19 protein-coding genes are annotated in these 25,274 nt (G+C 71.9%); 16 read left to right on the top strand and 3 right to left on the bottom strand.

The window, feature by feature from the left end:
• Nucleotides 1-270 precede the first annotated feature (270 nt).
• From ACZ6JT_RS29505 to ACZ6JT_RS29485, 5 genes are all read left to right on the top strand, one after another.
• Nucleotides 271-1,614 (top strand): diaminobutyrate--2-oxoglutarate transaminase family protein, encoded by a 1,344-nt coding sequence (locus tag ACZ6JT_RS29505; protein ID WP_469214452.1) that lies wholly within the window; start codon nt 271-273, stop codon nt 1,612-1,614.
• A 543-nt stretch (nt 1,615-2,157) separates the two neighbouring features.
• Complete coding sequence (locus ACZ6JT_RS29500; RefSeq protein WP_469214334.1) at nt 2,158-4,275, top strand: IucA/IucC family protein; 2,118 nt, start codon at nt 2,158-2,160, stop codon at nt 4,273-4,275.
• A 32-nt stretch (nt 4,276-4,307) separates the two neighbouring features.
• Nucleotides 4,308-5,006, top strand: a complete 699-nt coding sequence (locus ACZ6JT_RS29495; protein ID WP_469214332.1) for a GNAT family N-acetyltransferase — start codon at nt 4,308-4,310, stop codon at nt 5,004-5,006.
• A gap of 98 nt (nt 5,007-5,104) precedes the next feature.
• Nucleotides 5,105-7,033 (top strand): IucA/IucC family protein, encoded by a 1,929-nt coding sequence (locus ACZ6JT_RS29490; protein WP_469214330.1) that lies wholly within the window; start codon nt 5,105-5,107, stop codon nt 7,031-7,033.
• A 52-nt stretch (nt 7,034-7,085) separates the two neighbouring features.
• Complete coding sequence (locus tag ACZ6JT_RS29485; protein ID WP_376618413.1) at nt 7,086-9,056, top strand: ATP-dependent DNA helicase; 1,971 nt, start codon at nt 7,086-7,088, stop codon at nt 9,054-9,056.
• A gap of 77 nt (nt 9,057-9,133) precedes the next feature.
• Here ACZ6JT_RS29485 and lexA read toward each other — a convergent pair whose 3' ends face one another.
• Nucleotides 9,134-9,928, bottom strand: a complete 795-nt coding sequence (gene lexA, locus ACZ6JT_RS29480) for a transcriptional repressor LexA (RefSeq protein ID WP_469214329.1) — start codon at nt 9,926-9,928, stop codon at nt 9,134-9,136.
• 467 nt (nt 9,929-10,395) lie between these two features.
• Here lexA and nrdR point away from each other — a divergent pair, with 467 nt between their 5' ends.
• From nrdR to ACZ6JT_RS29440, 8 genes are all read left to right on the top strand, one after another.
• Nucleotides 10,396-10,908: a transcriptional regulator NrdR gene (gene nrdR, locus ACZ6JT_RS29475; RefSeq protein ID WP_469214327.1), complete on the top strand. Its 513-nt coding sequence runs from the start codon at nt 10,396-10,398 to the stop codon at nt 10,906-10,908.
• A gap of 142 nt (nt 10,909-11,050) precedes the next feature.
• A complete protein-coding gene (locus ACZ6JT_RS29470; RefSeq protein WP_469214325.1) occupies nt 11,051-13,939 on the top strand; it encodes a vitamin B12-dependent ribonucleotide reductase in 2,889 nt (962 codons plus the stop codon).
• A 290-nt stretch (nt 13,940-14,229) separates the two neighbouring features.
• Complete coding sequence (locus ACZ6JT_RS29465) at nt 14,230-14,970, top strand: class I SAM-dependent methyltransferase (protein ID WP_469214324.1); 741 nt, start codon at nt 14,230-14,232, stop codon at nt 14,968-14,970.
• Between the two features lie 229 nt (nt 14,971-15,199).
• Nucleotides 15,200-16,039: an arylamine N-acetyltransferase family protein gene (locus ACZ6JT_RS29460; protein WP_469214322.1), complete on the top strand. Its 840-nt coding sequence runs from the start codon at nt 15,200-15,202 to the stop codon at nt 16,037-16,039.
• 32 nt (nt 16,040-16,071) lie between these two features.
• Nucleotides 16,072-16,677: a YdbC family protein gene (locus ACZ6JT_RS29455; RefSeq protein WP_319728923.1), complete on the top strand. Its 606-nt coding sequence runs from the start codon at nt 16,072-16,074 to the stop codon at nt 16,675-16,677.
• Nucleotides 16,678-16,750: 73 nt separating this feature from the next.
• Nucleotides 16,751-17,410, top strand: coding sequence for a histidine phosphatase family protein (locus ACZ6JT_RS29450; RefSeq protein ID WP_469214321.1), 660 nt, complete (start codon nt 16,751-16,753; stop codon nt 17,408-17,410).
• A gap of 11 nt (nt 17,411-17,421) precedes the next feature.
• Entirely contained in the window at nt 17,422-18,339 is a 918-nt protein-coding gene (locus ACZ6JT_RS29445) for an ADP-ribosylglycohydrolase family protein (protein WP_469214320.1), read from the top strand.
• A 165-nt stretch (nt 18,340-18,504) separates the two neighbouring features.
• Nucleotides 18,505-20,340, top strand: coding sequence for a DUF4153 domain-containing protein (locus ACZ6JT_RS29440; RefSeq protein WP_469214318.1), 1,836 nt, complete (start codon nt 18,505-18,507; stop codon nt 20,338-20,340).
• Nucleotides 20,341-20,419: 79 nt separating this feature from the next.
• Here ACZ6JT_RS29440 and ACZ6JT_RS29435 read toward each other — a convergent pair whose 3' ends face one another.
• Nucleotides 20,420-21,973 (bottom strand): MFS transporter, encoded by a 1,554-nt coding sequence (locus ACZ6JT_RS29435; protein ID WP_469214316.1) that lies wholly within the window; start codon nt 21,971-21,973, stop codon nt 20,420-20,422.
• Nucleotides 21,974-22,115: 142 nt separating this feature from the next.
• Here ACZ6JT_RS29435 and ACZ6JT_RS29430 point away from each other — a divergent pair, with 142 nt between their 5' ends.
• The 3 genes from ACZ6JT_RS29430 (at nt 22,116) to ACZ6JT_RS29420 (ending at nt 24,247) form a co-directional block, all read left to right on the top strand.
• Entirely contained in the window at nt 22,116-22,718 is a 603-nt protein-coding gene (locus ACZ6JT_RS29430) for a TetR/AcrR family transcriptional regulator (protein WP_469214315.1), read from the top strand.
• 114 nt (nt 22,719-22,832) lie between these two features.
• Nucleotides 22,833-23,543, top strand: a complete 711-nt coding sequence (locus ACZ6JT_RS29425) for a ribonuclease HII (RefSeq protein ID WP_469214313.1) — start codon at nt 22,833-22,835, stop codon at nt 23,541-23,543.
• Nucleotides 23,544-23,602: 59 nt separating this feature from the next.
• Nucleotides 23,603-24,247 carry a hypothetical protein gene (locus tag ACZ6JT_RS29420; protein ID WP_469214311.1) on the top strand — a complete coding sequence of 215 codons (645 nt, stop codon included), beginning with the start codon at nt 23,603-23,605 and terminating at the stop codon, nt 24,245-24,247.
• Between the two features lie 280 nt (nt 24,248-24,527).
• Here ACZ6JT_RS29420 and ACZ6JT_RS29415 read toward each other — a convergent pair whose 3' ends face one another.
• Nucleotides 24,528-25,157, bottom strand: a complete 630-nt coding sequence (locus tag ACZ6JT_RS29415) for a hypothetical protein (protein ID WP_469214309.1) — start codon at nt 25,155-25,157, stop codon at nt 24,528-24,530.
• Between the last annotated feature and the right edge of the window lie 117 nt (nt 25,158-25,274).

Genomic DNA, 25,274 nt, shown 5'->3' with positions numbered 1-25,274 from the left:
GTGCAGCCCCCCACTATGCCGCTGCCGCCCAGGACGACACAGGCCGGGGCCGTGGTTCCTGTCGCTCGCCCCTTGCGCCGCAAGGATCTTGGGGCCACCCGTGATCCGTCGGCGTCACCGTCGTTGGTACGTACGGGGGATGGGGGAGCAGCGTTGGTGTTCGAGGCGCAATCCGGAAGAGCGTTCAGTGCGGGAGGACCGACACTCGTGGCTTTGACCGAGCCGGCCGCGGCGGCGGCCGCGACACAGATCCCGCCGCAGGAGCCTCAAGTGCCGCTGCGGGGCAGCCGGGTGCAGGGGCGCGGCGGACCGGGCGGCTCCGTCGCCGCCGACGGAATCCTGCGCAGGCAGGCGCAGCGGGAGTCCGCCGCCCGGACGTACGCGCGCTCCCTGCCCATCGTCCCGGTGCGCGCCCGCGGACTGACCATCGAGGGGGCCGACGGCCGCCGCTACCTCGACTGCCTCTCCGGCGCCGGCACCCTCGCCCTCGGACACAACCACCCGGTGGTGCTCGAAGCCGTCCGGGGCGTCCTCGACTCCGGAGCCCCGCTGCACGTCCTCGACCTCGCGACCCCCGTCAAAGACGCCTTCACCACCGAGCTGTTCACCAACCTGCCGCCGGCGCTGGCCGCCGACGCACGGATCCAGTTCTGCGGGCCGGCCGGCACGGACGCCGTGGAGGCCGCCCTCAAACTGGTGCGCACCGCGACCGGGCGCTCGGGCCTGCTCACCTTCACCGGGGCCTACCACGGCATGACCGCCGGAGCGCTGGACGCCTCGGGCGGCGCCCCGGACGTACGGGTGACCCGGCTGCCGTACCCGCAGGACTTCCGCTGCCCGTTCGGAGTCGGCGGCGCCGAGGGAGCCGAACTCGCCGCGCGCTGGACGGAGAACCTGCTGGACGACCCCAAGGGCGGGGTGCCCGCTCCGGCCGGCCTGATCGTCGAGCCGGTGCAGGGCGAGGGTGGGGTCATCCCCGCCCCGGACGCCTGGCTGCGCCGGATGCGCGAGATCACCGCCGCGAGGGGCATCCCGCTGATCGCCGACGAGGTGCAGACGGGCGTCGGCCGCACCGGCGCCTTCTGGGGCGTCGACCACGCCGGGGTGGTCCCCGACGTGATGGTCCTGTCCAAGGCGATCGGGGGCAGCCTGCCGCTCGCGGTGATCGTCTACCGGTCCGGCCTGGACCTCTGGGCCCCCGGAGCCCACGCCGGGACCTTCCGCGGCAACCAGCTCGCCATGGCCGCCGGAACCGCCACGCTCGCCTTCGTACGCGAGAACCGCCTCGCCGAGCGCGCAGCCGTCCTCGGCGAGCGGATGCTGTCGGCCCTGGGCGGGCTGGCCGCCGACCACCCGTGCATGGGGGACGTCCGGGGCCGGGGCCTGATGATCGGCGTCGAACTCGTCGATCCCGAGACAGGGGCCGCCGCACCGGCCCTGGCCGCGGCCGTCCGCCAGGAGTGCCTCGACCGCGGCCTGATCGTCGAACTCGGCGGCCGCCACGGCGCCGTGGTCCGCCTGCTCCCCCCGCTGACCCTGACCGACGAGCAGGCCGCCGCGGTCCTGGACCGCCTGGCCGACGCCATCCCGGCCGCCGCCCGCCGCCCCCACTGACCCGCACCCCGAGGACCCGCGATGCCAGACCCGCACCAGTCCACCCCGAACCCCCACCAGCCGCCCCCGCTGTCGAACCCCACCCCCACAACGCCACCGGCACCACCGCCCCCGAGCCCACTCGAACACCGGCAGCCCTCGGCAACGTCTCCCGACGCCGCCGCAAACCCGTCGGCCGGCCCGACCGAGGCCCGCCAGTCACGGGCGGCCGCACCGTCTCCCGACACCGCTATCCCGGGCTCGGCCCTGAGCCCGTCGGCCGGCGCGACCGAGCGCCGGCAGCCGCAGCCGCCCTCTGCGGATACCCCCGACCCTGCTGCCCCGGGCCCGGCCTTGAGCGTCCCGGGCAGCCCTGCCGAAGCCCGGCAGCCTTGGGCGACTTCAGCGCTGTCTCCCGACACCGCCGCCCCCGGCTCCGCAGGAAGCCCGCCGGCCGGTGCGACCGAGAGCCGACAGCTGCAACGCTCAGCGGCGTCTCCCGACGCCATCGCCCCTGGGTCGGGCGTGAGCTCGATCGACGGTCGGCAGCCGTGGGCGGGTGCCATGGCGTTTCCCGACGCCATGGCCGGTACCGGGGCGGCCACGGCGCAGGCCGCTTCCGCCGACGGCGGCCCGGCACCAGTGCCGCCCCTCGCACCGCTGGACGCCGAAGGGCAGGCGGCTGTGGACGGAAGACCGGACAGGACTCCCGCCGACCCGTCCGACGGGCTCCGCTCCGGTGCGTCGGCCCAGCCCCGCGAGGTCGCGCCGGAGCGTCCGGACGAGGGCCCGGCGGGCACCCCGGCCGCCCCGCGGGAGGCCGAAGGAGGGCCGCTCCCCGTGACCGCCGCGGGGGCGACGGCCACCGTCCCGCGGCAGAAGGACGGCACGCCCAGAGCCCGTGCCGGCTGGGCGGGCCCCGTCTGGCCCGAGCCGGCCGCGCTGCCCGACCTCCTGAACCACCCGGACCCGGCCGTCGCAGCCGAGGCCGCGGCGGTGGAGAACCTGCTCCGGTGCTGGGTCCGCGAGGCCGGGATCGGCCACCCCGACGGCCCCGTCGGAACCCCCCTCCGCGTCTCCCTCCCCGCCTCGGGCACCGCCGCGCTCGTCGCCGTCCGCTACTGGTCCCAGACCGGCTGGCACCGATTCGGTCCGGCCCGGCTCGAAGGCGCCCCCGCCGGCGCCCCCTGCCTGGACGCCGTCACCTTCGCCTCCCTCATCGCCCGCGAGGGCACCGGCGGCGGCCGAGGCAGCGCCGACCTCGTCGGCCGGGTCGCCGACTCGGTGCGCCGTACCACCGAGTTCATCGCCGACCGGCGAGAACGCCCCACCGCCCCGGCCCCCGTGGGCGGGGACCGCTTCCTCACAGCCGAACAGTCACTCCTCCTCGGTCACCCCCTCCAACCCGACCCGAAGAGCCGCGAAGGACTCTCCGAGGCCGAGGCACGTCACTACTCGCCCGAACTCCACGGCTCCTTCCCCCTGCACTGGTTCGCGGTCGACTCCTCCGTCCTCGCCACCGAATCCGCCTGGACCGAACGCGGCCGCCCCGTCTCCGCGCCCCAGCTGCTCGGCCGACTCGCTCCCGGGCTCCCGCTGCCCGACGGCGCAACCCCCCTTCCCCTGCACCCCTGGCAGGCCCGCGACCTGCTCCAGCGCCCCGCCGTCACCGCCCTCCGCGACGCGGGACTTCTGCACGACCTGGGCCCGCACGGCAAGCCCTGGTACCCCACCTCCTCCGTCCGCACCGTCCACCGTCCCGGCGACCCCGCGATGATCAAGCTCTCCCTGGGCCTGCGCATCACCAACTCCCGCCGCGAGAACCTCCGCAAGGAACTGCACCGAGGCGTGGAGGTCCACCGGCTGCTCCGCACCGGCCTCGCCGAGCAGTGGCAGGCGGGCCACCCCCGCTTCGACATCGTCCGCGACCCCGCCTGGGTCGCCGTGGACGCCCCGGACGGAACCCCCGTGCCCGGACTCGACGCCCTGCTGCGCCACAACCCCTTCCGCTCGGGCGACGACGCCGTCTGCATCGCCGCACTGACCTCTCCCCGCCCATGGCCCGGCCGGCCCACCATGAGCTCCCGACTCGCCGAACTCGTATCCCGCCTCGCCGCCGCCACCGGACGCAGCACGTCCGCCGTCGCCGCCGAGTGGTTCCTGCGCTACCTCGACCACGTGGTCCTGCCGGTCCTCGCCTTCGACGCGCTCGCCGGCATCGCCCTAGAAGCGCACCAGCAGAACACCCTGGTGCTCCTCGATGCCGCCGGCTGGCCGGCCGGCGGCCGCTACCGCGACAACCAGGGCTACTACTTCCGCGCATCCCGCCGCGCGGAACTGGAGCAACGGCTGCCCGGCATCGGCAGCGCCAGCGACACCTTCGTCTCCGACGCCGTCACCGACGAGCGCTTCGCCTACTACCTCGGCATCAACAACGTGCTCGGACTCATCGGCGCCTTCGGATCCCAGCGGCTCGCGGACGAGCGCGTGCTCCTCGCTGCCTTCCGCCGCTTCCTCGCCAAGGCCGCGGGCCTGGGCCCGCTCCCCACACGGCTGCTCGACTCGCCCACCCTGCGCTGCAAGGCGAATCTGCTCACCCGCCTGGGAGGTCTCGACGAGCTGGTCGGCCCCGTCGACACCCAGTCCGTCTACGTCACCATCACCAACCCCCTTCACGATTGACGCGTCGGCGCCGACGCGGAGAAGAGCCCCCGATGCGCTCCACCGACACACCCGCCCACTCCGCCGGATCCGCCACCGACGCCCTCGGCCCCCCCAAGGTGGTGGAGCACACCGTCGAAACACGGCTCAAAGCCGACCTGCTGCCCCAGCTCGCCGAAGCCGACCTGCTCGACTCACCGGCCATCTGGGGCAGCGTCGCCACGCCCGCCGGAGCCTTCCGTCTCGAACCCGTACGGCCGGGCCGGGACCTGGAGCTCCTCACAGGCTGGATGAACGACCCAGAGGTGGCCGCCTACTGGGAACTCGCCGGCCCCGCCGCGGTCACCGCAGCCCACCTACGGGCCCAGCTCGACGGCGACGGCCGCAGCATCCCCTGCCTCGGCCTCCTCGACGGCACGCCGATGAGCTACTGGGAGATCTACCGGGCCGACCTCGACCCGCTCTCCCGCCACTACCCGGCGCGCCCCCACGACACCGGTATCCACCTGCTCATCGGAGACGGCACGAACCGAGGCCGCGGCCTGGGCACGACCCTGCTGCGCGCCGTCGCCGACATGGTCCTCGGCAACCGCCCCCGCTGCACCCGCGTGATCGCGGAACCGGACATCCGCAACACCCCCTCCGTATCTGCCTTCCTGAGCTCCGGTTTCCGCTGCTCCGCGGAAATCGACCTTCCCGAGAAGCGCGCCGCCCTGATGATCCGGGAGCGGGCGCTGCGCAATCTCCTCTGAGTGCCGCCCCGCAAGCCCTGACCGTCGTCGCCGCTTCGCACCTCTCCCTTAGAAAACTCTGCGTCGCGCAGCAAAGTTCCCGATCTTCGAGGAGTCCCGTGCCGAAATTCCACGCAACCCCCGACGCGGCGGAACCCACCGTGCCACCGTCGCCCCAGCACCCCTGCACGCCACCCGAACTCAACCGTTCGACCTGGGACTTCGCCGCCCGTCGACTGCTCGCCAAGATGCTCGCCGAGTTCGCCTACGAGGAGATCATCACCCCCGTCGCCGCCCCGTCCGCCGCCGGCGACGCATGGACCCTGACCCTCGACGACGGCAGCAGCCTCGGCTTCCGGGCCCGCCGCCGCTCGTACGGCAGTTGGCACGTAGCCCCCGACACCATCACGATCACCCCGCCGCCGGCCTCCCCACAGACACCGACAGGCTCTGGAAACCCGACCCCCCCAGGGCACCCGACCCCCTCCGGAAACCCCACCCCCTCAGGGAACCCGACCGCCTTCGGGGACCCGTACGGCTTCCTCATCCGCGCCCGCACCCTCCTCGGGCTCGACGGCCCCACCCTCGGCCACCTCGTCCGCGAGCTCAGCGCCACCCTCACCGCCGACGCCCGTATCGACCACACCGCCCTCACCGCCGACGTCCTCGCCGACCTCGACTACGCCGCCCTCGAAGGGCACCAGACCGGCCACCCCTGGCTCGTCCTCAACAAGGGCCGCATCGGACTCTCCGCCTCCGATACCGCCGCCTGGGCCCCCGAAGCCCGCACCCGCCAGCGCCTGCCCTGGCTCGCCGCCCACACCTCGCTGGCCGCCTACCGCGGCACCGCCGGGCTGGAGGACCCCGTCCGCCTCTACTCCGCCGAGCTCGACCCCGTCACCCGCGCCGCCTTCGACCAAACCCTGCGCGATCGCGGCCTCGACCCGCTCCACTACCTCTACCTACCGCTCCACCCCTGGCAGTGGGACGAGGTCGTCCTCCCCCTCTTCGCCCCGGCGCTCGCCTCCGGCACCCTCGTGCCGCTCCCGGCCGATCCCGACCTGCGCCTGCCCCAGCAGTCGATCCGCACCTTCCTCAATCTCAGCCGCCCCGACCGGCACAGCGTCAAACTCCCGCTGTCCGTCTTCAACACCATGGTCTGGCGCGGCCTCCCCTCCGACCTCGCCCTCGCCGCACCCGCCGTCACCGCCTGGATCCACTCCCTCCGCGACGGCGACCCCTTCCTGCGCGACGAGTGCCGGGTCGTCCTGCTCGGCGAGGTAGCCTCGGTCACCGTCCGCCACCCGGTCTACGAAGAGCTCCCCGAGGTCCCGTACCAGTACAAGGAACTCCTCGGCGCGATCTGGCGCGAGCCCCTCACCGGGCTCCTCGCCCCCGGCGAGCGCGCACGCACCCTCGCCTCCCTCCTCCACACCGATCCGCGCGGCCGGTCCTTCACCGCCGAGCTCGTGGCCCGGTCCGGGCTCACCCCCGCCGTCTGGCTGCAGCGCCTCTTCGCCGCCCTCCTGCCCCCGCTGCTGCACTTCCTCTACCGCTACGGCACCGTCTTCTCCCCGCACGGCGAGAACGCCATCGTGATCTTCGACGAGCACGACGTACCGGTCCGGCTCGGGGTGAAGGACTTCGTGGACGACATCAACATCAGCGACGAGCCGCTGCCCGAGCTGGCCTCCCTGCCCGACGAGGTCCGGGCGGCCCTGCTCACCGAGCCCGCCGACTTCCTCCCCCAGTTCATCCACTCCGGGCTGTTCGTCGGTGTCTTCCGCTACCTGTCGGCCGTGTGCGAGGACCGCCTAGGTGTCCCCGAGGACGATTTCTGGTCCCTCGTACGGGCGGAGATCCTGCGCCACCAGGCCCGCTTCCCTGAGCTCAAGGACCGGTACGAGCTCTTCGACCTGCTCGGCGAGCGCATCGGCCGCCTCTGCCTCAACCGGAACCGGCTCTACGAGGACGGCTACCGCGACCGCCCCGACCGCCCGCACGCCGTGCAGCACGGCACCGTACCCAACCCCTTGTACCGGCCGTGATTCCTCGTTGATGCGCTCGCTGTCGGTGGCGCCCCGTAGGGTTGGCAGTGCTATGACGAAGCCCTCCCTCCCCGACCTGCTGCACGCCGCCGTCTCCGCCGTCGGCGGCACGGAGCGCCCCGGCCAGGTGGCCATGGCCGAAGCCGTCGCCGAAGCGATCGACGACAACTCCCACCGGCTCATCCAGGCCGGTACCGGCACCGGCAAGTCCCTCGGCTACCTGGTGCCGGCCCTCGCCCACGGCGAGCGCGTGGTCGTGGCCACCGCGACCCTCGCCCTCCAGCGGCAGCTCGTCGAGCGCGACCTGCCCCGGACGGTGGAGGCGCTGCATCCGCAGCTGCGCCGCCGTCCGCAGTTCGCCATGCTCAAGGGCCGGTCCAACTATCTGTGCCTGCACCGCCTGCACGAGGGCGCTCCGCAGGACGAGGAGGAGGGCCTCTTCGACCAGTTCGAGGCGGCCACCCCCACCAGCAAGCTCGGCAAGGATCTGCTGCGCCTGCGCGACTGGGCGGACGAGACGGAGACCGGCGACCGCGACGACCTGACCCCGGGCGTCTCGGACAAGGCCTGGTCGCAGATCTCCGTCTCCTCGCGCGAATGCCTGGGCGCGACGAAGTGCGCGTATGGGGCCGAGTGCTTCGCGGAGGCCGCCCGCGAGCGGGCCAAGCTCGCGGACGTGGTCGTCACCAACCACGCGCTGCTCGCCATCGACGCCATCGAAGGCGCCCCGGTGCTGCCGCAGCACGAGGTGCTGATCGTGGACGAGGCCCACGAGCTGGTCTCCCGGGTCACCGGCGTCGCCACCGGCGAGCTCACTCCCGGGCAGGTCAACCGGGCCGTGAAGCGTGCGGCCAAGCTGGTCGACGAGAAGACCGCCGACTCCCTGCAGACGGCGTCCGAGTCCTTCGAGAGGGTCATGGAGCTGGCGCTCCCGGGCCGCCTGGAGGTGCTCCCCGAGGACCTCGGCTACGCGCTGATGTCCCTGCGTGACGCCGCGCGCAATGTGATCTCCGCGATCGGCGCGACCCGCGACAAGTCCGTCCACGACGAGGACGCGGTCCGCAAGCAGGCCCTGGCCGCGGTGGAGAGCATCCACGGGGTGGCGGAGCGGATCACCACCGGATCCGAGTACGACGTCGTCTGGTACGAGCGACACGACCGCTTCGGCGCCACCCTCCGGGTCGCCCCCCTGTCGGTGTCCGGCCTGCTGCGGGAGAAGCTGTTCGAGGACCGCTCGGTGGTCCTGACCTCGGCCACCCTCAAGCTGGGCGGCGACTTCAACGGTGTCGCGGCCTCCCTGGGCCTGTCTCCCGAGGGCGTCGAGGGCGACGACGTCCCCGCCTGGCGGGGCCTCGACGTCGGCTCGCCCTTCGACTACCCGAAGCAGGGCATCCTCTACGTCGCCAAGCACCTGGCCACGCCGGGCCGTGAGGGAACCCGCGGCGACATGATGGACGAGCTCGCCGAGCTGATCGAGGCGGCCGGCGGCCGCACCCTCGGCCTGTTCTCCTCCATGCGCGGCGCCAAGGCGGCCGCCGAGGAGCTGCGCGGCCGGCTCGACAACCCGATCCTGCTCCAGGGCGAGGAGACGCTCGGCGAGCTGATCAAGGCCTTCGCCGCGGACCCGAAGACCTGCCTGTTCGGGACGCTCTCGCTCTGGCAGGGAGTGGACGTGCCGGGCCCCAGCTGCCAGCTCGTGGTCATGGACCGGATCCCCTTCCCGCGTCCCGACGACCCGCTGATGAGCGCACGCCAGAAGTCGGTGGAGGAGCACGGCGGCAATGGCTTCATGGCGGTCGCCGCCACGCATGCCGCCCTGCTGATGGCGCAGGGCGCGGGCCGCCTCGTACGGGCCACGGGAGACCGCGGCGTCGTCGCGGTGCTCGACCCCAGGCTGGCCACGGCCCGGTACGGGAGCTTCCTGCGGGCCACGCTGCCGGACTTCTGGTACACCACGGACCGCAACCAGGCCCGCCGCTCCCTGGCCGCGATCGACGCGACCGCCAAGGCCGACGGCAAGTAGGCCGCAGGACAAGCGACAGGGGAAAGCCCCCGGGACCGGCGCAGTGGATCCCGGGGGCCGGATGGAGGCGGCGGGGGTCAGACCCGACGCAGTACCGCGACGACCTTGCCGAGGATGGTCGCGTCGTCGCCGGGAATCGGCTGGTAGGCGGCGTTGTGCGGGAGGAGCCAGACGTGGCCGTCCTCGCGCTTGAAGCGCTTGACGGTGGCCTCGCCGTCGAGCATCGCGGCGACGATGTCGCCGTTCTCCGCGACGGGCTGGCGACGGACCGTGACCCAGTCGCCGTCGCAGATCGCGGCCTCGATCATCGAGTCACCGACGACCTTGAGGACGAAGAGCTCGCCGTCGCCGACGAGCTGGCGGGGGAGCGGGAACACGTCCTCGACCGACTCCTCGGCGAGGATCGGGCCGCCGGCCGCGATCCGGCCGACCAGGGGAACGTAGGAGGCGGCGGGCTTGCCGGTGGTGTCGGTGGGCTGCGAGCTGGGCTGGTCGGATCCGCGCACCTCGTAGGCACGGGGGCGGTGGGGGTCGCGGCGCAGGAAACCCTTGCGTTCCAGGGCCATCAGCTGGTGGGCCACCGACGACGTGCTGGACAGGCCCACCGCCTGACCGATCTCCCGCATGGACGGCGGGTAACCCCGACGCTGCACGGAGTCGCGAATGACCTCGATGACCCTCCGCTGCCGGTCCGTGAGCCCGGAGCTGTCGGCGCGGATGCCTGGAGGTCGACCTGGCAGCGAGCGTGCGGGGCGTACTACGGGCTCCGCATCCGGGTTCAGGCTTGCGTCGTTCATGGCATGCACCGGCTCGAGTCGGCTCTGGGAGCGGTTCTGGGCAGTGATGGTGGCACTGTCTGCGGTGGTGGTCACGTCGGCCCCTCTCGAAATGTTCTCCCTAGCTGGACAACGGTAGTAGCTTTCGAAAGGTTGCGCCAAACACACGTTCGAGTGAAAAATCGCGGATCGTCCGGCGTGGGCATATCAAGGGGTGTATGGACGATCGGTCCACCGAACGCGGGTTCGATCCGACGTCCGCTGCTTACGGTACCCTTCCCGCTCGGATCGCCACCGTCGGGGCCTGTGTCCAGTGTGGCATCGAGGGGCCTCGTGACCGCTGGCCGACACGACGACACGCAGAGCCACCAAAATCCAATCCAACCCAAGATCTAGTGGTTGGATGAGCGCTGCCACCCACAAGTAGTGGTCCTGGAGTCTGCTGAGGCTCCTGGGATCGCATATGCTGGTGGCTGCTCCACGAGCCCCCGGCAGAGTTCGTCTCCGCCGTTGAGGGGCATGTGGGGTGATTCTGTCGTGCCAAGAGGGAGGGTGAGGGAAGCGTGCACTGCCCCTTCTGCAGGCACCCCGACAGTCGTGTCGTCGACAGCCGCACCACGGACGACGGCACGTCGATCCGCAGGCGCCGTCAGTGCCCCGACTGCTCCCGTCGTTTTACGACGGTGGAGACGGCCTCGCTGATGGTGATCAAGCGCAGCGGGGTGACGGAACCCTTCAGCCGTACCAAGGTCATCTCCGGCGTGCGCAAGGCGTGCCAGGGACGACCGGTCACCGAGGACGCCCTCGCCAAGCTCGGCCAGCGGGTCGAGGAGGCGGTGCGCGCCACCGGGAGTGCCGAGCTGACCACCCATGACGTGGGTCTGGCCATTCTCGGCCCGTTGCAGGAGCTCGACCTGGTCGCCTACCTGCGCTTCGCGTCCGTCTACAAAGCGTTCGACACCCTTGAGGACTTCGAGACCGCCATCGCGGAACTGCGCGAGCCGCGGCCTCACCCCGAAGAGTGCGAGCACGGAGGGGCCGCCCCGGTCCCCGTGCCCGCCTCCGCCGCCGACTGACCGGACGGCCCTCGCCACGGCGCGCGCGCCGCGGGGAGGCCGGTGGGTCGCGCGAAGAGACGTAGATACAGAGACACAGCACCGTGCCGCGGAATAACGCTGGCACTTAAGGGCGTTTTTGCCCGCATATGGGAGGCCTGGCATGACAGAGACGGCGAGCAGCTCGGCACGTGGTTCCCGCGCCAAGGGGACCAAGGCCGCCAAGGGCGGCCTGCGGATCGAGCGCATCCACACCACCCCCGGCGTGCACCCGTACGACGAGGTGAGCTGGGAGCGCCGTGACGTCGTCATGACCAACTGGCGCGACGGCTCGGTCAACTTCGAGCAGCGTGGCGTCGAGTTCCCCGACTTCTGGTCGGTGAACGCGGTCAACATCGTCACCAGTAAGTACTTCCGCGGCGCGGTCGGCACCTCGCAGCGCGAGACCGGTCTGAAGCAGCTGATCGACCGCATCGTGAAGACCTACACGAAGGCCGGCGAGGACTTCGACTACTTCGCCTCGCCCGCCGACGCGGAGATCTTCGAGCACGAGCTGACCTACGCCCTCCTGCACCAGATCTTCAGCTTCAACTCCCCGGTGTGGTTCAACGTCGGCACGCCTCAGCCGCAGCAGGTCTCCGCCTGCTTCATCCTGTCCGTCGACGACTCCATGGAGTCGATCCTCGACTGGTACAAGGAAGAGGGCATGATCTTCAAGGGCGGCTCCGGCGCCGGCCTGAACCTCTCCCGCATCCGCTCCTCCAAGGAGCTGCTCTCCTCCGGCGGCAACGCCTCCGGTCCGGTCTCCTTCATGCGCGGCGCCGACGCGTCCGCAGGAACGATCAAGTCGGGCGGCGCCACCCGCCGCGCGGCCAAGATGGTCGTCCTGGACGTCGACCACCCGGACGTCGAGGCCTTCATCGAGACCAAGGTGAAGGAAGAGGAGAAGATCCGCGCCCTGCGCGACGCAGGCTTCGACATGGACCTGGGCGGCGACGACATCACGTCCGTCCAGTACCAGAACGCCAACAACTCCGTCCGTGTGAACGACGAGTTCATGACGGCCGTCGAGAACGGCACCGAGTTCGGCCTGCGCGCCCGCATGACCGGCGAGGTCATCGAGAAGGTCGACGCCAAGGCGCTCTTCCGCAAGCTCGCCGAGGCCGCGTGGGCCTGCGCCGACCCGGGCATCCAGTACGACGGTGTGATCAACAACTGGCACACCTGCCCCGAGTCCGGCCGCATCACCGCGTCCAACCCGTGCAGCGAGTACATGCACCTGGACAACACGTCCTGCAACCTCGCCTCGCTCAACCTGATGAAGTTCCTCAACGACGACGGCAAGGGCAACCAGTCGTTCGACGCCGAGCGCTTCGCCAAGGTCGTCGAGCTCGTCATCACCGCGATGGACATCTCCATCTGCTTCGCGGACTTCCCGACGCAGAAGATCGGCGAGAACACCCGCGCCTTCCGCCAGCTGGGCATCGGCTACGCCAACCTCGGCGCCCTGCTGATGGCCACCGGCCACGCGTACGACTCGGACGGCGGCCGCACCCTCGCCGCGTCGATCACCTCGCTCATGACCGGTACGGCGTACAAGCGCTCCGCCGAGCTGGCCGCGATCGTCGGCCCGTACGACGGCTACGCCCGCAACGCCGACGCCCACAAGCGCGTCATGAAGCAGCACGCCGACGCCAACGCCGTCGCGCCGCGCACCGAGGACCTGGACAGCTCGATCTGGGCCGCGGCCACCGAGGCCTGGCAGGACGTCCTGCGCCTCGGCGAGAAGAACGGCTTCCGCAACTCCCAGGCCTCCGTCCTCGCGCCGACCGGCACCATCGGTCTCGCGATGTCCTGCGACACCACCGGTGTCGAGCCGGACCTGGCCCTGGTCAAGTTCAAGAAGCTCGTCGGCGGCGGCTCGATGCAGATCGTCAACGGCACCGTCCCGCAGGCCCTGCGCCGCCTGGGTTACCAGGAGGAGCAGATCGAGGCGATCGTCTCCCACATCGCCGAGCACGGCGTGGTCGTCGACGCCCCGGGCCTGAAGGTCGAGCACTACCCGGTGTTCGACTGCGCCATGGGCGAGCGTTCCATCTCCGCGATGGGCCACGTCCGCATGATGGCCGCGATCCAGCCCTGGATCTCCGGCGCGATCTCGAAGACGGTCAACATGCCGGAGACGGCCACCGTCGAGGAGATCGAGGAGATCTACTTCGAGGCGTGGAAGATGGGCGTCAAGGCGCTCGCGATCTACCGCGACAACTGCAAGGTCGGCCAGCCCCTCTCCGCGAAGAAGAAGGAAGAGGAGAAGGAGGAGGTCACCGCCAAGGCGGAGGAGACCATCCGCGCGACCGTCGAGAAGGTCATCGAGTACCGCCCCGTCCGCAAGCGCCTCCCCAAGGGCCGCCCGGGCATCACCACCTCCTTCACGGTCGGTGGCGCCGAGGGCTACATGACGGCGAACTCCTACCCGGACGACGGTCTGGGCGAGGTCTTCCTGAAGATGTCCAAGCAGGGCTCGACCCTCGCGGGCATGATGGACGCCTTCTCCATCGCCGTCTCGGTCGGTCTGCAGTACGGCGTGCCGCTGGAGACCTACGTCTCGAAGTTCACCAACATGCGCTTCGAGCCGGCCGGCATGACGGACGACCCGGACGTGCGGATGGCGCAGTCGATCGTCGACTACATCTTCCGCCGCCTGGCGCTCGACTTCCTGCCCTTCGAGACCCGCTCGGCCCTCGGCATCCACACCGCCGACGAGCGCCAGCGCCACCTCGACACCGGCTCCTACGAGCCCCTCGAGGACGAGCTGGACACCGAGTCGCTGACCCAGTCGGTCCCGCTGGCCGCGGTGCCGTCGGCGCCGAAGCCCGCCGTCACCGCCTCGGTCCCGGCCCCGAAGACGGCGCACAGCAGCGCCGAACTGGTCGAGATGCAGCTCGGCGTCTCCGCCGACGCCCCGCTCTGCTTCTCCTGCGGTACGAAGATGCAGCGCGCCGGCTCCTGCTACATCTGCGAGGGCTGCGGCTCCACCAGCGGCTGCAGCTGACACCGGGCGTAGCCCGCAGGGGTAGCTGACCAGCGGCTCACCGCGCACGAAGGGGACCGGCCCCAGGCCGGTCCCCTTCGTCGTGCCCGCCGCCTTCCCGTCGCCGGCCTTCCCGTAGCCGCCCGTACGGCGAGCCGGGACGGGAGCCGGTTTTTCGTCGCTTCCGCCAAGTACAACGGTCCGTCAGCTTGGGAGAGACTGCCCGCCAGAGGCCGCGGCGCACCCCGTGACAGGGGCTTTCCCGCGGCCGATGAGCCGATGAGGCATGAGGCATGGGGGATGAGAGAACTGTGAGCACGCAGCAGTACGACGAGATCGGTGAAGCGTACGAGGGCTTCAAGTCCCTGCCGCTGGAGCAGTACGTGGTGGTGCCGGGCTTCCTGGCCCTGGTCGGGGACGTACGGGGCAAGTCGATCCTGGACCTGGCCTGCGGCACCGGTTTCTACAGCAGGGAGTTCAGGCGGCGCGGAGCCGCGGACGTGCTCGGAGTCGACATCTCCGGTGAGATGATCGCCGTGGCGCAGCAGCTGGAGGAGGGCGATCCGCTGGGGGTGCGCTACGAGGTGGGCGACGTGGCCGAACTGCGGCCCCTGGAGCAGGCCTTCGACATCGCCCTGGGGGTCCAGCTGCTCAACTACGCGCCGGACGTGGCCACCACGGAGCGGATGTGCCGCAACGTGCACCGGAGTCTGAAGCCCGGCGGAGAGTTCTTCCTGCTCAACCAGTCGCCCGACTTCCGCTTCGACGGGCCCACCCCGGAACGGTACGGCTTCCGCAGCGTGCTCACCGGCGGACAGGGCGAGACCGGACCGCAGGTCCGGACCACGGCGCTGCTCGACCCGCCGGTCTCGTTCGTCGCCAACCTCCCGCGCCGCGAGATCTACGAGAAGTGCCTGCCCGCGGCCGGGTTCAGCGAGCTGACCTGGGTCCCGTTCGAGGTGTCCGACGCCGGGGTGCGCGAGTTCGGTCAGGACTTCTGGGCGGACTTCCGGGCGAACCCGCCGCTGGAGATGCTGCGCTGCCGCGCCTGACGACCGAGCGGGGGATCAGGCTGACATCGTGAACCGCCGAGGCGGGTGGGTCTCTCGGGAGACCTGCCCGCCTCGCGCATCACCCCATACCGTCGTCGAGCGGGACGATCGCCGGGTTGGTGTGCAGGGGTCGTCACGGGGATCATGGGGCGGGATTCGGCGAACCGGCGGCCGGGGATGCACGGCGGTGCGATGCCGACGGCACGGGGGAACGGGGAAGCGGGGAGTCATGTGGAGCGGTGAAGAGCTGGACCTGGAGGCGTATCTGGCGAGGATCGGACTTCGGGAGAACGCGGGGGACGGCCGGGAACTCCGGCCGGACCTCTCCACGTTGTACGCAGTGCACCGGGCCCACACCGCGGCCATCCCGTTCGAGAGCCTGGACGTCCTGCTCGGCCGCCCCGTCGCGCTGGACGTCAAGTCGATCGAGGACAAGCTCGTGCACGCCGGCCGCGGCGGCTACTGCTACGAGCAGAACTCGTTGCTGGCCGCTGCCCTGGAGCGGCTCGGCTTCGAGGTCTCCGGGCGCGGTGCCCGCAACCGCACCCGCGGTGACTCCCTGATGCCCGTGACGCACGCCGTCCTCGTCGTCACCGTCGGGGGCGAACCCTGGCTGTGCGACGTGGGGTTCGGCCACCAGGGCCCCCGTGAGCCGGTTCCCCTGGGCCGCCCCGGCGTCGCGCTGGAGCAGGGGGAGTGGACGTACCGGGTCCGCGAGGAGGAGGACGGCATCCTCGTGCTGTGCCTCCTGCGCGGCGGGACCTGGCGGGACCTGTACGCCTTCTCCCCGCAGCGTTACCACCCCGTCGACTACATCCTGCTCAACCACTACAGCTCCGGCCACCCCCGCTCCTCCTTCGTGGGGCGGCTCGTCGTCCACCACCCGGGGGACGCCGTCCGCAGGGCGCTCGTCGGGCGGGAGTTCACCCTGCTGTACCCCGACGGGCGGACCGAACGGCGGGACGTCGGCCCGGACGAACTGCTCGCCGTCCTCGACCGGGAGTTCGGGCTTCGCCTGCCCGAGCGGGATGCGGCGGAACTGGTGCGGATCCACCGCGCCGAGGACTGACCCGGGCCGCGCCGGGCCCGTACGATGGCGCAGTGCTGGTCAAGTGGATTCGCTGCACGGTGACGGACCGACGCGGGTTCGAGCGCGGGCAGCGAAAATGGGCGGGGCTGCCGGGCGAGCCGGGATTCCGGGGGCAGGGCGGCGGCTGGAGCCGGGGCCGGCAGGGGGTCGCGCATGTCTTCGCGTTCTGGGAGAGCCGCTCCTTCTACGACTCCTTCATGGCCCGCTCGCACGACAGACTGGCCGCCGCGCAGAACGGCACCTACACCGATCTGCGGGTCACCCTCTTCGATCACCGCTTCGACGTGAAGACCGGCTTCGAGCCGCGCTTCACCGACGCCGACGTGGTGCGGGTCGCGCACACCCGTGTCCGTGAGGGCCGGGTCGACCACTTCGCCCTCATGCAGGAGAAGGTGTGGAACCCGGCCATGGCGGGCTCGCCCGGGATGATCCGCGGCCTCTTCGGGGAGGCCCCGGGGCGTGAGTTCCTGGTGCTGTCGATGTGGCACGCCGCCGCCGAGCACGGCAAGTACCGGCAGGAGAGGGTCGAGCGGCTCTCCCTGCGCGCTCAGATCCAGGCCGATGTCGAGGCGCTCACCGGTGACGTCGTCGACCTCGAGCCGTCCTGGACGGTATGACCGTACGACTGCCCGCCGGGCTGGTCGGCGTGCCCGGTGCGCCGACCGGGCGATGGCCGAATAGGGTCGTGGGATGGCTCGACCACGGCGCATCGTCCTTGTACGGCACGGGGAATCGGAGGGGAACGCCGACGACTCGGTGTACGAACGCGAGCCCGACCATGCCCTGCGGCTGACCCGGAAGGGGCGCGAGCAGGCGGCGGCGGCCGGGCTGCGGCTGCGCGAGCTCTTCGGCGAGGAGACGATCAGCGCGTACGTCTCCCCCTACCGCCGGACCCTGCAGACCTTCCGCGAACTGAGGCTGGACCCGACGCGGGTCCGGATGCGCGAGGAGCCGAGGCTGCGCGAGCAGGACTGGGGGAACTGGCAGGACCGGACCGACGTACGGCTGCAGAAGGCGTACCGGGACGCGTACGGGCACTTCTTCTACCGGTTCGCGCAGGGCGAGTCCGGGGCGGACGTGTACGACCGGGTCGGGTCCTTCCTGGAAAGCCTCTACCGCAGCTTCGAGGCCCCGGACCATCCCGAGAACGTCCTGCTGGTGACGCACGGGCTGACGATGCGACTGTTCTGCATGCGCTGGTTCCACTGGTCGGTGGCCGAGTTCGAGGCCCTGTCCAACCCCGGCAACGGCGAATTCCGGGTGCTCCTGCGGGGTCCTGACGGCCGGTACCGGTTGGACCGCCCGTTTGAGCGGTGGACCACACCCGAGCCTTATGACCTGGACGGCTAGAGTGACCCGCGATGACGCCTGATTCCACTCCCGAACGGCGCTACGCACGCGCCATGTCCAGCCTCCGCGGGCTGGCCCTGGGTGACGCCCTGGGCTCCCAGTACTTCGTCCCCGTGAACTACCCCCTGCTCAAACGACGCGAGCTGCCCGCCGGTACCGGGACGTGGCAGTGGACCGACGACACCGAGATGGCCTGCTCGGTCGTGGCGGTGCTGGCCGAGCACGGACGGATCGACCAGGACGCGCTCGCGCTCTCCTTCGCCCACCACCACGACTTCGACCGGGGCTACGGGCCCGCGGTGAACCGGATGCTGCGGCTGGTGCGGGAGGGCGAGGACTGGCGCACGCTGGCCGCGGAACTGTTCAACGGGCAGGGCTCGTGGGGCAATGGCGCCGCCATGCGGATCGCGCCGCTTGGCGCGTGGTATGCCGACGACCCGGAGCAGGCCACCCACCAGGCGGAGATCTCCGCCTACACCACCCACCAGCACCGCGAGGCCGTGTGCGGGGCGATGGCCGTCGCCGCGGCGGCTGCGCTGGCCGCCGCGCCCGCCGGACCGCCGAATGCCTCCGACCTGCTGGACGGAGTGATCGCGCTGGTGCCGCGCAGCGCCGTGGGCGCCGGGCTGCGGCGGGCGCGGGACATGCTGGACTACGGCGACGCGACCACGGTCGCGGCGGTCCTGGGCTGCGGTCGGCGCACGAGCGCCCATGACACGGTGCCGTTCGCCCTGTGGTCGGCGGCGCGTGCGTTGGACGACTACGAGCGGGCCTTCTGGACCACCGCACAGGTGGGCGGAGACGTCGACACGACCTGCGCGATCGTCGGCGGGGTGCTGGCGTCCCGCGGGGACGCGGTGCTGCCGGCCGCGTGGATGGCGCGCACCGAGGCCCTGCCGGCCTGGCTGCCGCAGACTGCGGCGCGCTGACGGATCGCCGTACCGGGCTTCCGGCGCAGGTGAAACGGCCCCTCCGATTGTCACGGTCCTGGCACAGGCTCTTTTGATCCTGTTCAAAACCTGCTGCCATCGGCCTACTCTGTCCGCTGCGCCGCCCCCCGGAACGACGGGGCGGCCGACAGGGGAGGGAACCCGATGTCAGAGAACACCGGCGGGGCGGACGCAGCCCCGTCAGAGGACCTGCAGGAACCAGAAGCCTCGAAGGCTCCCAAGGGCACGGTCGACGCAGGAGCCGTGGCCGGGGACACCTCCGCGAGGCCTACTCCGGCCGCAGCGACTCCGGACACGGCGCCTCCGGCGGCAGCGAGTGCGGACACGACGCCTCCGGCCGCCGCGGCAGCTCCGGCCGCTCCGGCCGGGGGCACGTCCTCCGGCCCGGCCGGGCCACCGCCGGCGGGGCCCGCCGACGCCGCCGCGTGGCAGGCCCGGCAGGTGCACCTGTACCAGCAGCGCCAATGGGCCGCCGCCCAGGCGAAGTCCGCGTCGCCCTCGTGGGCCACGCTCGTGCGCCCCGCCGAGGCCGCCCCCATCGCGACCGCGACCCTCCTCGCCGCCCTCGCCACCGGCATCGCCGCCGCGCTGCTCCTCGGTGACGGCATGGGCCCCGGCCTGCTGCTCGCGGTGGTGCCCGCCGTCGCCGCCGCGTACGTCGCCGCCCGGACGGCACGGCGTACTGTCCGCCTCTGGACGGTGGTCTGGGCGATCGGCTGCCTGGCCCTTCTCGCCGTACCCGCTCTGCGTGACTCCGCCTGGCCGTCCACGCTCGCGATCCTGTCCGCCGTCCTGCTGGGCGCGCTGGCCCTGCACGGCAGCCGCAGCTGGCCCGGCGTCCTGCTCAGCCCGCTCGGCTTCTTCGACTCCGCCGTGTCCGGGCTCGCCTGGGCCCTGGTCGGACTGCGGTCACGAGGCGGGGTCGGCAAGGACCGCTGGCTGCCCGTCGTCAAGGCGACCGGCGTGGCCGTGGCCCTGCTGGTGGTCTTCGGCGCGCTGTTCGCCTCAGCCGACGCCGCGTTCGCCGGCCTCCTCGGCGGCCTGATCCCCGACGTGTCGACCGAGAACGGGCCCATCCGGTTCCTGCTCTTCCTCCTCGGCACGCTCCTCGCGCTCGCCGCCGCCCGCACCGCCGCGGCCCCGCTGCGCTGGGACCGGATCAAGGTGGCCCCGGGCAAGCCGCGCTCCCGGATCGAATGGGCCCTTCCGCTCGTCGTGCTCAACCTGCTCTTCGCCGGCTTCAACGCCGTCCAGCTGGCCGTCCTGTTCGGCGGCTACGACAAGGTCCTGGAGAGCACCGGTCTCAGCCACGCCGAGTACGCCCGCCAGGGCTTCTGGCAGCTGCTCTGGGCCACCCTGTTCACCCTCGCCGTGATCGCGCTCGCCCTGCGCTGGGCCCCGCGTTCCGGGGCGGGCGACCGCCGCTTCGTCCGCATCGTCCTCGGCGTGCTGTGCACGCTGACCCTGGTCGTGGTCGCCGCCGCGCTGCGCCGGATGGACCTCTACGTAGACGCGTACGGGCTGACCACGCTGCGCGTGTCGGTCGCCGCCATGGAGCTGTGGCTCGGGCTGGTCATCGTACTGATCATGGCGGCCGGGGTGTTCGGCGCGCGCTGGCTGCCGCGCGCGGTCGTGGGCAGTGCGGCGGCCGCCGTCCTGGCCTTCGGCCTGCTTTCCCCGGACGGGATGGTCGCCGAGAGCAACGTCGCCCGCTTCGAGACCACCAAGAAGATCGACCTGGCCTACTTCCAGTCCCTGTCGGCGGACGCCGCGCCCGCCCTGGACCGGCTGCCCGAGCCCCAGCGGTCCTGCGCCCTGCGCGGGATCAACGACGAGACGTCCAGGGCCGGGGACGTCCCGTGGTACGCCATGAGCCTGGGCGAGTACCGGGCCCGGCAGATCCTGCGCGAGCGCCCGGTGACGGCCTCGTACGAGGTCTGCTCCCGCCTGGGCACCTTCGGCAGCCGCGTCGAGTACTAGGGCGCGCCGCCGGAGAACCCGTACGAGGGCCCGGGTGTGCGGACCGCTCCCCGCACCCGGGCCCTCGTACGGGAGGAGCTCAGGCGGCCGGGCCGCCCTTCGCGGCCGCGCCGGCCAGGGCCTCCAGGTCGCTCTTGCGCACCCGGATCACCAGCAGGGCGGTGGCCAGGGCGAGGCCCGCCATCGCCACGGCGGCGAGGAACGCGGTGGAGATGCCCTGCGCGAGGACCAGGTCCCCCCAGGGGTCGGGCAGCTGGCGGGTCTCCTGGAAGGCGGCCAGCTGGTCGGGGTTCGCCTGCGCCATGAAGGCCGGGACCTGCTTCTCCGCCTCGCCACGGCTGGCCGTACCGAAGACGGTCACCAGGATGGACAGGCCCAGGGAGCCGCCCACCTGCTGGCTGGCGTTGAGCAGCCCGGAGGCCGCGCCCGCCTCCTTCGGTGCCACCCCGGAGACGGCGGTGAGGGTGAGGGTCACGAAGTTGAGGCCCATGCCGAAGCCGAAGAGCAGCATCGGGCCGAGCACGCCGGAGACGTACGAGCTGTCGGTCCGCAGGAAGGTCAGCCAGGTCAGCCCGGTTCCGGTGAGCGCGGACCCGATGACCATGAAGGGCTTGGGGCCGAAGCGCGGCAGGAACCGCTGCGAGAGACCGGCGGCGGTGACGATGGCGACGGTCACGGGCAGGAAACCGAGCCCGGACTGGATCGGGGAGAAGCCCAGCACGTTCTGTACGAACTGGACGATGAAGAAGAACATCCCGAACATCGCGGCGGCGAGGCCGAGCATGATCACGTAGGTGCCGGTGCGGTTGCGGTCGGCGAACATGCGCAGCGGGATGATCGGCTCGCGGGCCCGTGACTCGATGACGACGAAGAGCGCGAGCAGGACGAGGGCCGCGGTGAAGGAGCCGATGGTGAGCGAGTCGCGCCAGCCGTCTTCCGAGGCGCGGATGAACCCGTAGACGAGCGAGGCCATGCCACCCGTGGAGGTGAGGGCTCCGGCGACGTCGAAGCGGCCGGGGTGGCGCTCGGACTCGGTGATGTACAGCGGGGTGAGGACCGCGATCAGCACGCCGATCGGGACGTTGACGAAGAGCACCCAGCGCCAGTCGAGCCACTCGGTCAGCATGCCGCCGGCCAGCAGGCCGATGGCGCCGCCACCGGCGGAGACGGCCGCGAACACGCCGAAGGCCCGGTTCCGTTCGGGGCCTTCGGCAAAGGTCGTGGTGATCAGGGCCAGCGAGGTCGGAGAGGCGATCGCGCCGCCCACCCCTTGCAGGGCGCGGGCCGCGAGCAGCTGCCAGGGCTCCTGGGCGAATCCGCCGAGGAGCGAGGCCAGGGTGAAGAGCAGGATGCCGGTCAGGAACACGCGGCGCCGGCCCAGGATGTCTCCGGCTCGGCCGCCGAGCAGCAGCAGGCCGCCGAAGGTGAGGGTGTAGGCGCTGAGCACCCACGAGAGGTCGGTGGTGCTGAAGCTGAGGGCGTCCTGGATGTGCGGGAGCGCGATGTTCACGATCGTCGCGTCGAGGACCACCATGAGCTGGCAGGCGGCGATGACGGTGAGGGCCACTCCGGGGCGCCCCTCGCGGCGCGCCGCCCCCGGTATCCGGGGTGTGGCGAGTTGAGAGCTTGTCACTGAGGATCCCCCCCAAAGTGAAATAGTGAACGTATTCGTTCACTACGGGGCTACGGTAGGAGCCGATCCTTAGGGAACGCAAGCGTTCTCTAAGGCCGAAAATACGTGCGTCGGGCGCGGGGGCCGGTCGGAAGGTGGAGAGATGGTGGGTTCGCGCTGGTCGGCGGCGTCGTCGGGGCGCAGGCGCGGCCCCGAACTCGAACGGGCGATTCTCGACGCCGCGTTGGAGCAGCTGAGCACGGTCGGCTGGAACGCGCTCACCATGGAGGGCGTCGCGGCCGGCGCGCACACCGGCAAGGCCTCGCTCTACCGGCGCTGGCCGTCGAAGGCGGACCTGGTGGCCGACGCGCTGCGGAGCGGTCTGCCGCAGATAGGAGAGATTCCCGACGGCGGGTCGATCCGCGAGGACCTCCACCTGCTGTGCGTGCGCACGCGGGACGTCATGCACTCCCGCGCCGGTCAGGCCCTGAGGTCCGTGCTTCACGAATGCGATCACAGGCATGCGGACCGGTTCCACGGGGTGATCTGGTCGGGGCTGCACGAGCCGGCCCAGCTCCTGATCAGGGAGCTTGTGCGGCGGGGAATCGTGCGGGGCGACGTACGGGCGGACGCGACGGGTCCGTTTGTCGTGGATGTCATTCCGGCGATGTTGATGTACCGCGCCAAGGTGTGCGGTAGCGAATGGGGAGACGCCGAGATCGCCGAGCTGATCGACGAGGTGATGGTGCCGCTGCTCCGGGCGTGAGACGCGGCGGGCGCGGCGCGGGGCGCGAGGAGGGTCTCCGTGCCGGATCGGACGGGCGTCGGAGCCGGGCGGGGGTGTGCAGTCGGCTCGGGGCGGCGTACCCTTGCTGGCGCCATGCCGTACGAAGCACCCACCCACACCGTCGAACGCTCCCTCCGTGCAACCATCGGCGCCAAGGTCATCGCCGGGGTCGACGAAGTCGGACGAGGGGCCTGGGCCGGTCCCGTCACCGTGTGCGCGGCGATCACCGGCCTGCGTCGGCCGCCTGCCGGGCTCACCGACTCCAAACTCCTCACCGCCAAGCGACGCGACGCCCTGCTCGACGTCCTGGAGCGCTGGGTCACCGCCTACGCCCTCGGGCACGCCTCGCCCGAGGAGATCGACGAGCTCGGGATGACGGCCGCCCTGAGGCTCGCCGCGGAGCGGGCCCTGGAGGCGCTGCCGGTGCGGCCCGACGCGGTGATCCTCGACGGCAAGCACGACTACCTGGGCGAACCCTGGCGGGTCCGTACGGTGATCAAGGGCGACCAGTCCTGCGTCGCCGTCGCCGCGGCCTCGGTCATAGCGAAGGTCACGCGCGACCGAATGATGGCCGAACTGGGCGAACAGGGTGGCGGAATCGAGGACTTCGCCTTCGCCGCCAACGCCGGATACCCCTCGCCCGTGCACCGGGCGGCGCTGGAGGAACGGGGGCCCACCCCCTATCACCGGCTCTCGTGGTCGTACCTCGACGGGCTGCCCCGGTGGCGCCACCTCAAGAAGGTGCGCCGCAGCGAGGAATCGATGGAGCTCGAAAACGGAGGCCAACTCGGCTTCGATTTCTGATCGCACCCATGTGCCACCGGCCGGTACGTTTCGTACCGGTGTTTGATAGACATCAACTCATGCCTCTCACCCCCGCCATCGAGGAGCCTCAGATTCACGAGAGTGCCCAGGGTCCCCGCGTCACGCCGGCCGCGAGCCGCACCGCGCAGACCCCCCGCCCTGTACCTGGTCCGCGTCCCGCCGCCGTACCGCGGCCCGGCCGCCCCGGTCCCGCCCGGCCCGCACCGCCCGCCCAGCGCGCGCCGCAGGCCGGCCCCGGACCTGTTCCCGCAGCCCCTGCCGCTGCCCCCACCGCACCGTCGGTCTCCGCCGCGGTCCCCCAGATCCAGCTGATCCCGGCTTCCGTCGAGGGTGCGCTGGACGCGGCCGAAGAGGCCGTCGACCTGCTGCTCGACACCGGGCGCGCGCCCGGTGACATCCTGGTGCTCACCACCGGCGACCCGCACCCGTGGGCCGCTCACGAACTGTCCTTCGGTGAGGCCGCGTACTGGGCCCTGCACGACGCCGGGGACGACGTCTTCTACGCGGACGCGGCGCAGGTCCAGCGCGCCGCGGGCCGTCCCGTCGTGGTCTTCGCGGTCAACGGCGGAGCGGTCGAGAGCGTTGCCGGCGCCCTGCCGGTCGCGCTCACCCGGGCCGGTGCGCTGCTGATCGTGTGCGGTGACGCGCAGCAGATCAACTCCGTGCTGGGTGCGGGCGTCTGACGCCCTGTACCCCGGCACGGGCGAGGGGCGGGGCGGGCCTCGGGCCGGCCCCGCTGAAGCCCGGGCCGAGGTCCGTTTCCGGGCCGAAGCCGGCGCGGTGTCCGTTGTGGGACCGAGCCGAAGTCCGGGCTGGGGTCCGAGGCCTGATCCGCCGTACGCCCGGTTCCGGGTGTACGGCCGTGAGGCCTGCCCGAGTGCCTCCGATCCGTTCGCGGAGGCCGGTGCACCGATGGACCGTCGCCTGCTGCCTGCTGCCTGCTGCCTGCTGCCCGTACGTGGTTCAGCGCGCGGCGGTACGGCGCAGGGCCTCGCCCGAGCCGCCGCCGGTGTGCAGGGCGAGCGGGGCGAACTCGGCCACGGTGTCGCCGAGGTGCTGGGGCCGCGAGTCCGAGCTGGGCTGACGGCCGCCACGGCCTTCGCCCAGTACCTGCCAGCCGCCCCGGGTCAGCGTGATGTACGCGCCGCAGCGCAGCCCGTGCAGGGTGCAGGCGTCCCGCAGCCCCCACATCCACGCCCCGTCCTCCTCGGTCCACCGCTCGTCGCCCTCGCGGCAGTAGAGCAGGACCGCCGTCCGCACCGGAGTCCGTCGCCGCAGGTCGTGCGGGAGGACCCGGCGCAGCCGGGACAGCAGGGCGTTGCGGTACTCCCAGCCGTCCGCCGAGGTCGACCGCTGGACGAAGGAGGCGCTCGCCACGAGCCGTTCCTCCGGGCCGAGGACGGCGATCACGGCGGTCGAGGGCACCGGAGCGTGGCGGGAGTGCAGGCCGCTGACGACCTCTCGGGGATTGCGGAGGAGGGGAATGCCCGCCGCCGTCCACTCGGACGGTTCCAGGAGCCGGCCGTGCCGGCTGGCGGCGCCGGTGGCCGATGTCAGGGACGTGGTCGAGGGCGGCGCGAATCCGAAGGTCACGGTCCTCCCTTCGGGTACACGCCCGCGGACGGGCACGGCTGGAGTCAGGGCGCGCCGCGGCGCGGCCTTGGAGAGTGCCGAGGCGCCGTGCGGGAGCACTCCAATTCTCGCGTGGCT

It is taken from the genome of Streptomyces sp. NPDC046308 (assembly GCF_055588065.1).
This window is presented reverse-complemented; position numbering and strand designations above follow the sequence as displayed.

Bases quoted from the DNA above. Each gene is read 5' to 3' on its own strand.
- ACZ6JT_RS29500 (WP_469214334.1), top strand. From the start codon at position 2,158: ATGGCGTTTCCCGACGCCATGGCCGGTACCGGGGCGGCCACGGCGCAG.
- ACZ6JT_RS29495 (WP_469214332.1), top strand. From the start codon at position 4,308: ATGCGCTCCACCGACACACCCGCCCACTCCGCCGGATCCGCCACCGAC.
- ACZ6JT_RS29485 (WP_376618413.1), top strand. From the start codon at position 7,086: ATGACGAAGCCCTCCCTCCCCGACCTGCTGCACGCCGCCGTCTCCGCC.
- ACZ6JT_RS29470 (WP_469214325.1), top strand. From the start codon at position 11,051: ATGACAGAGACGGCGAGCAGCTCGGCACGTGGTTCCCGCGCCAAGGGG.
- ACZ6JT_RS29460 (WP_469214322.1), top strand. From the start codon at position 15,200: ATGTGGAGCGGTGAAGAGCTGGACCTGGAGGCGTATCTGGCGAGGATC.
- ACZ6JT_RS29450 (WP_469214321.1), top strand. From the start codon at position 16,751: ATGGCTCGACCACGGCGCATCGTCCTTGTACGGCACGGGGAATCGGAG.
- ACZ6JT_RS29445 (WP_469214320.1), top strand. From the start codon at position 17,422: ATGACGCCTGATTCCACTCCCGAACGGCGCTACGCACGCGCCATGTCC.
- ACZ6JT_RS29440 (WP_469214318.1), top strand. From the start codon at position 18,505: ATGTCAGAGAACACCGGCGGGGCGGACGCAGCCCCGTCAGAGGACCTG.
- ACZ6JT_RS29430 (WP_469214315.1), top strand. From the start codon at position 22,116: ATGGTGGGTTCGCGCTGGTCGGCGGCGTCGTCGGGGCGCAGGCGCGGC.
- ACZ6JT_RS29425 (WP_469214313.1), top strand. From the start codon at position 22,833: ATGCCGTACGAAGCACCCACCCACACCGTCGAACGCTCCCTCCGTGCA.
- ACZ6JT_RS29420 (WP_469214311.1), top strand. From the start codon at position 23,603: ATGCCTCTCACCCCCGCCATCGAGGAGCCTCAGATTCACGAGAGTGCC.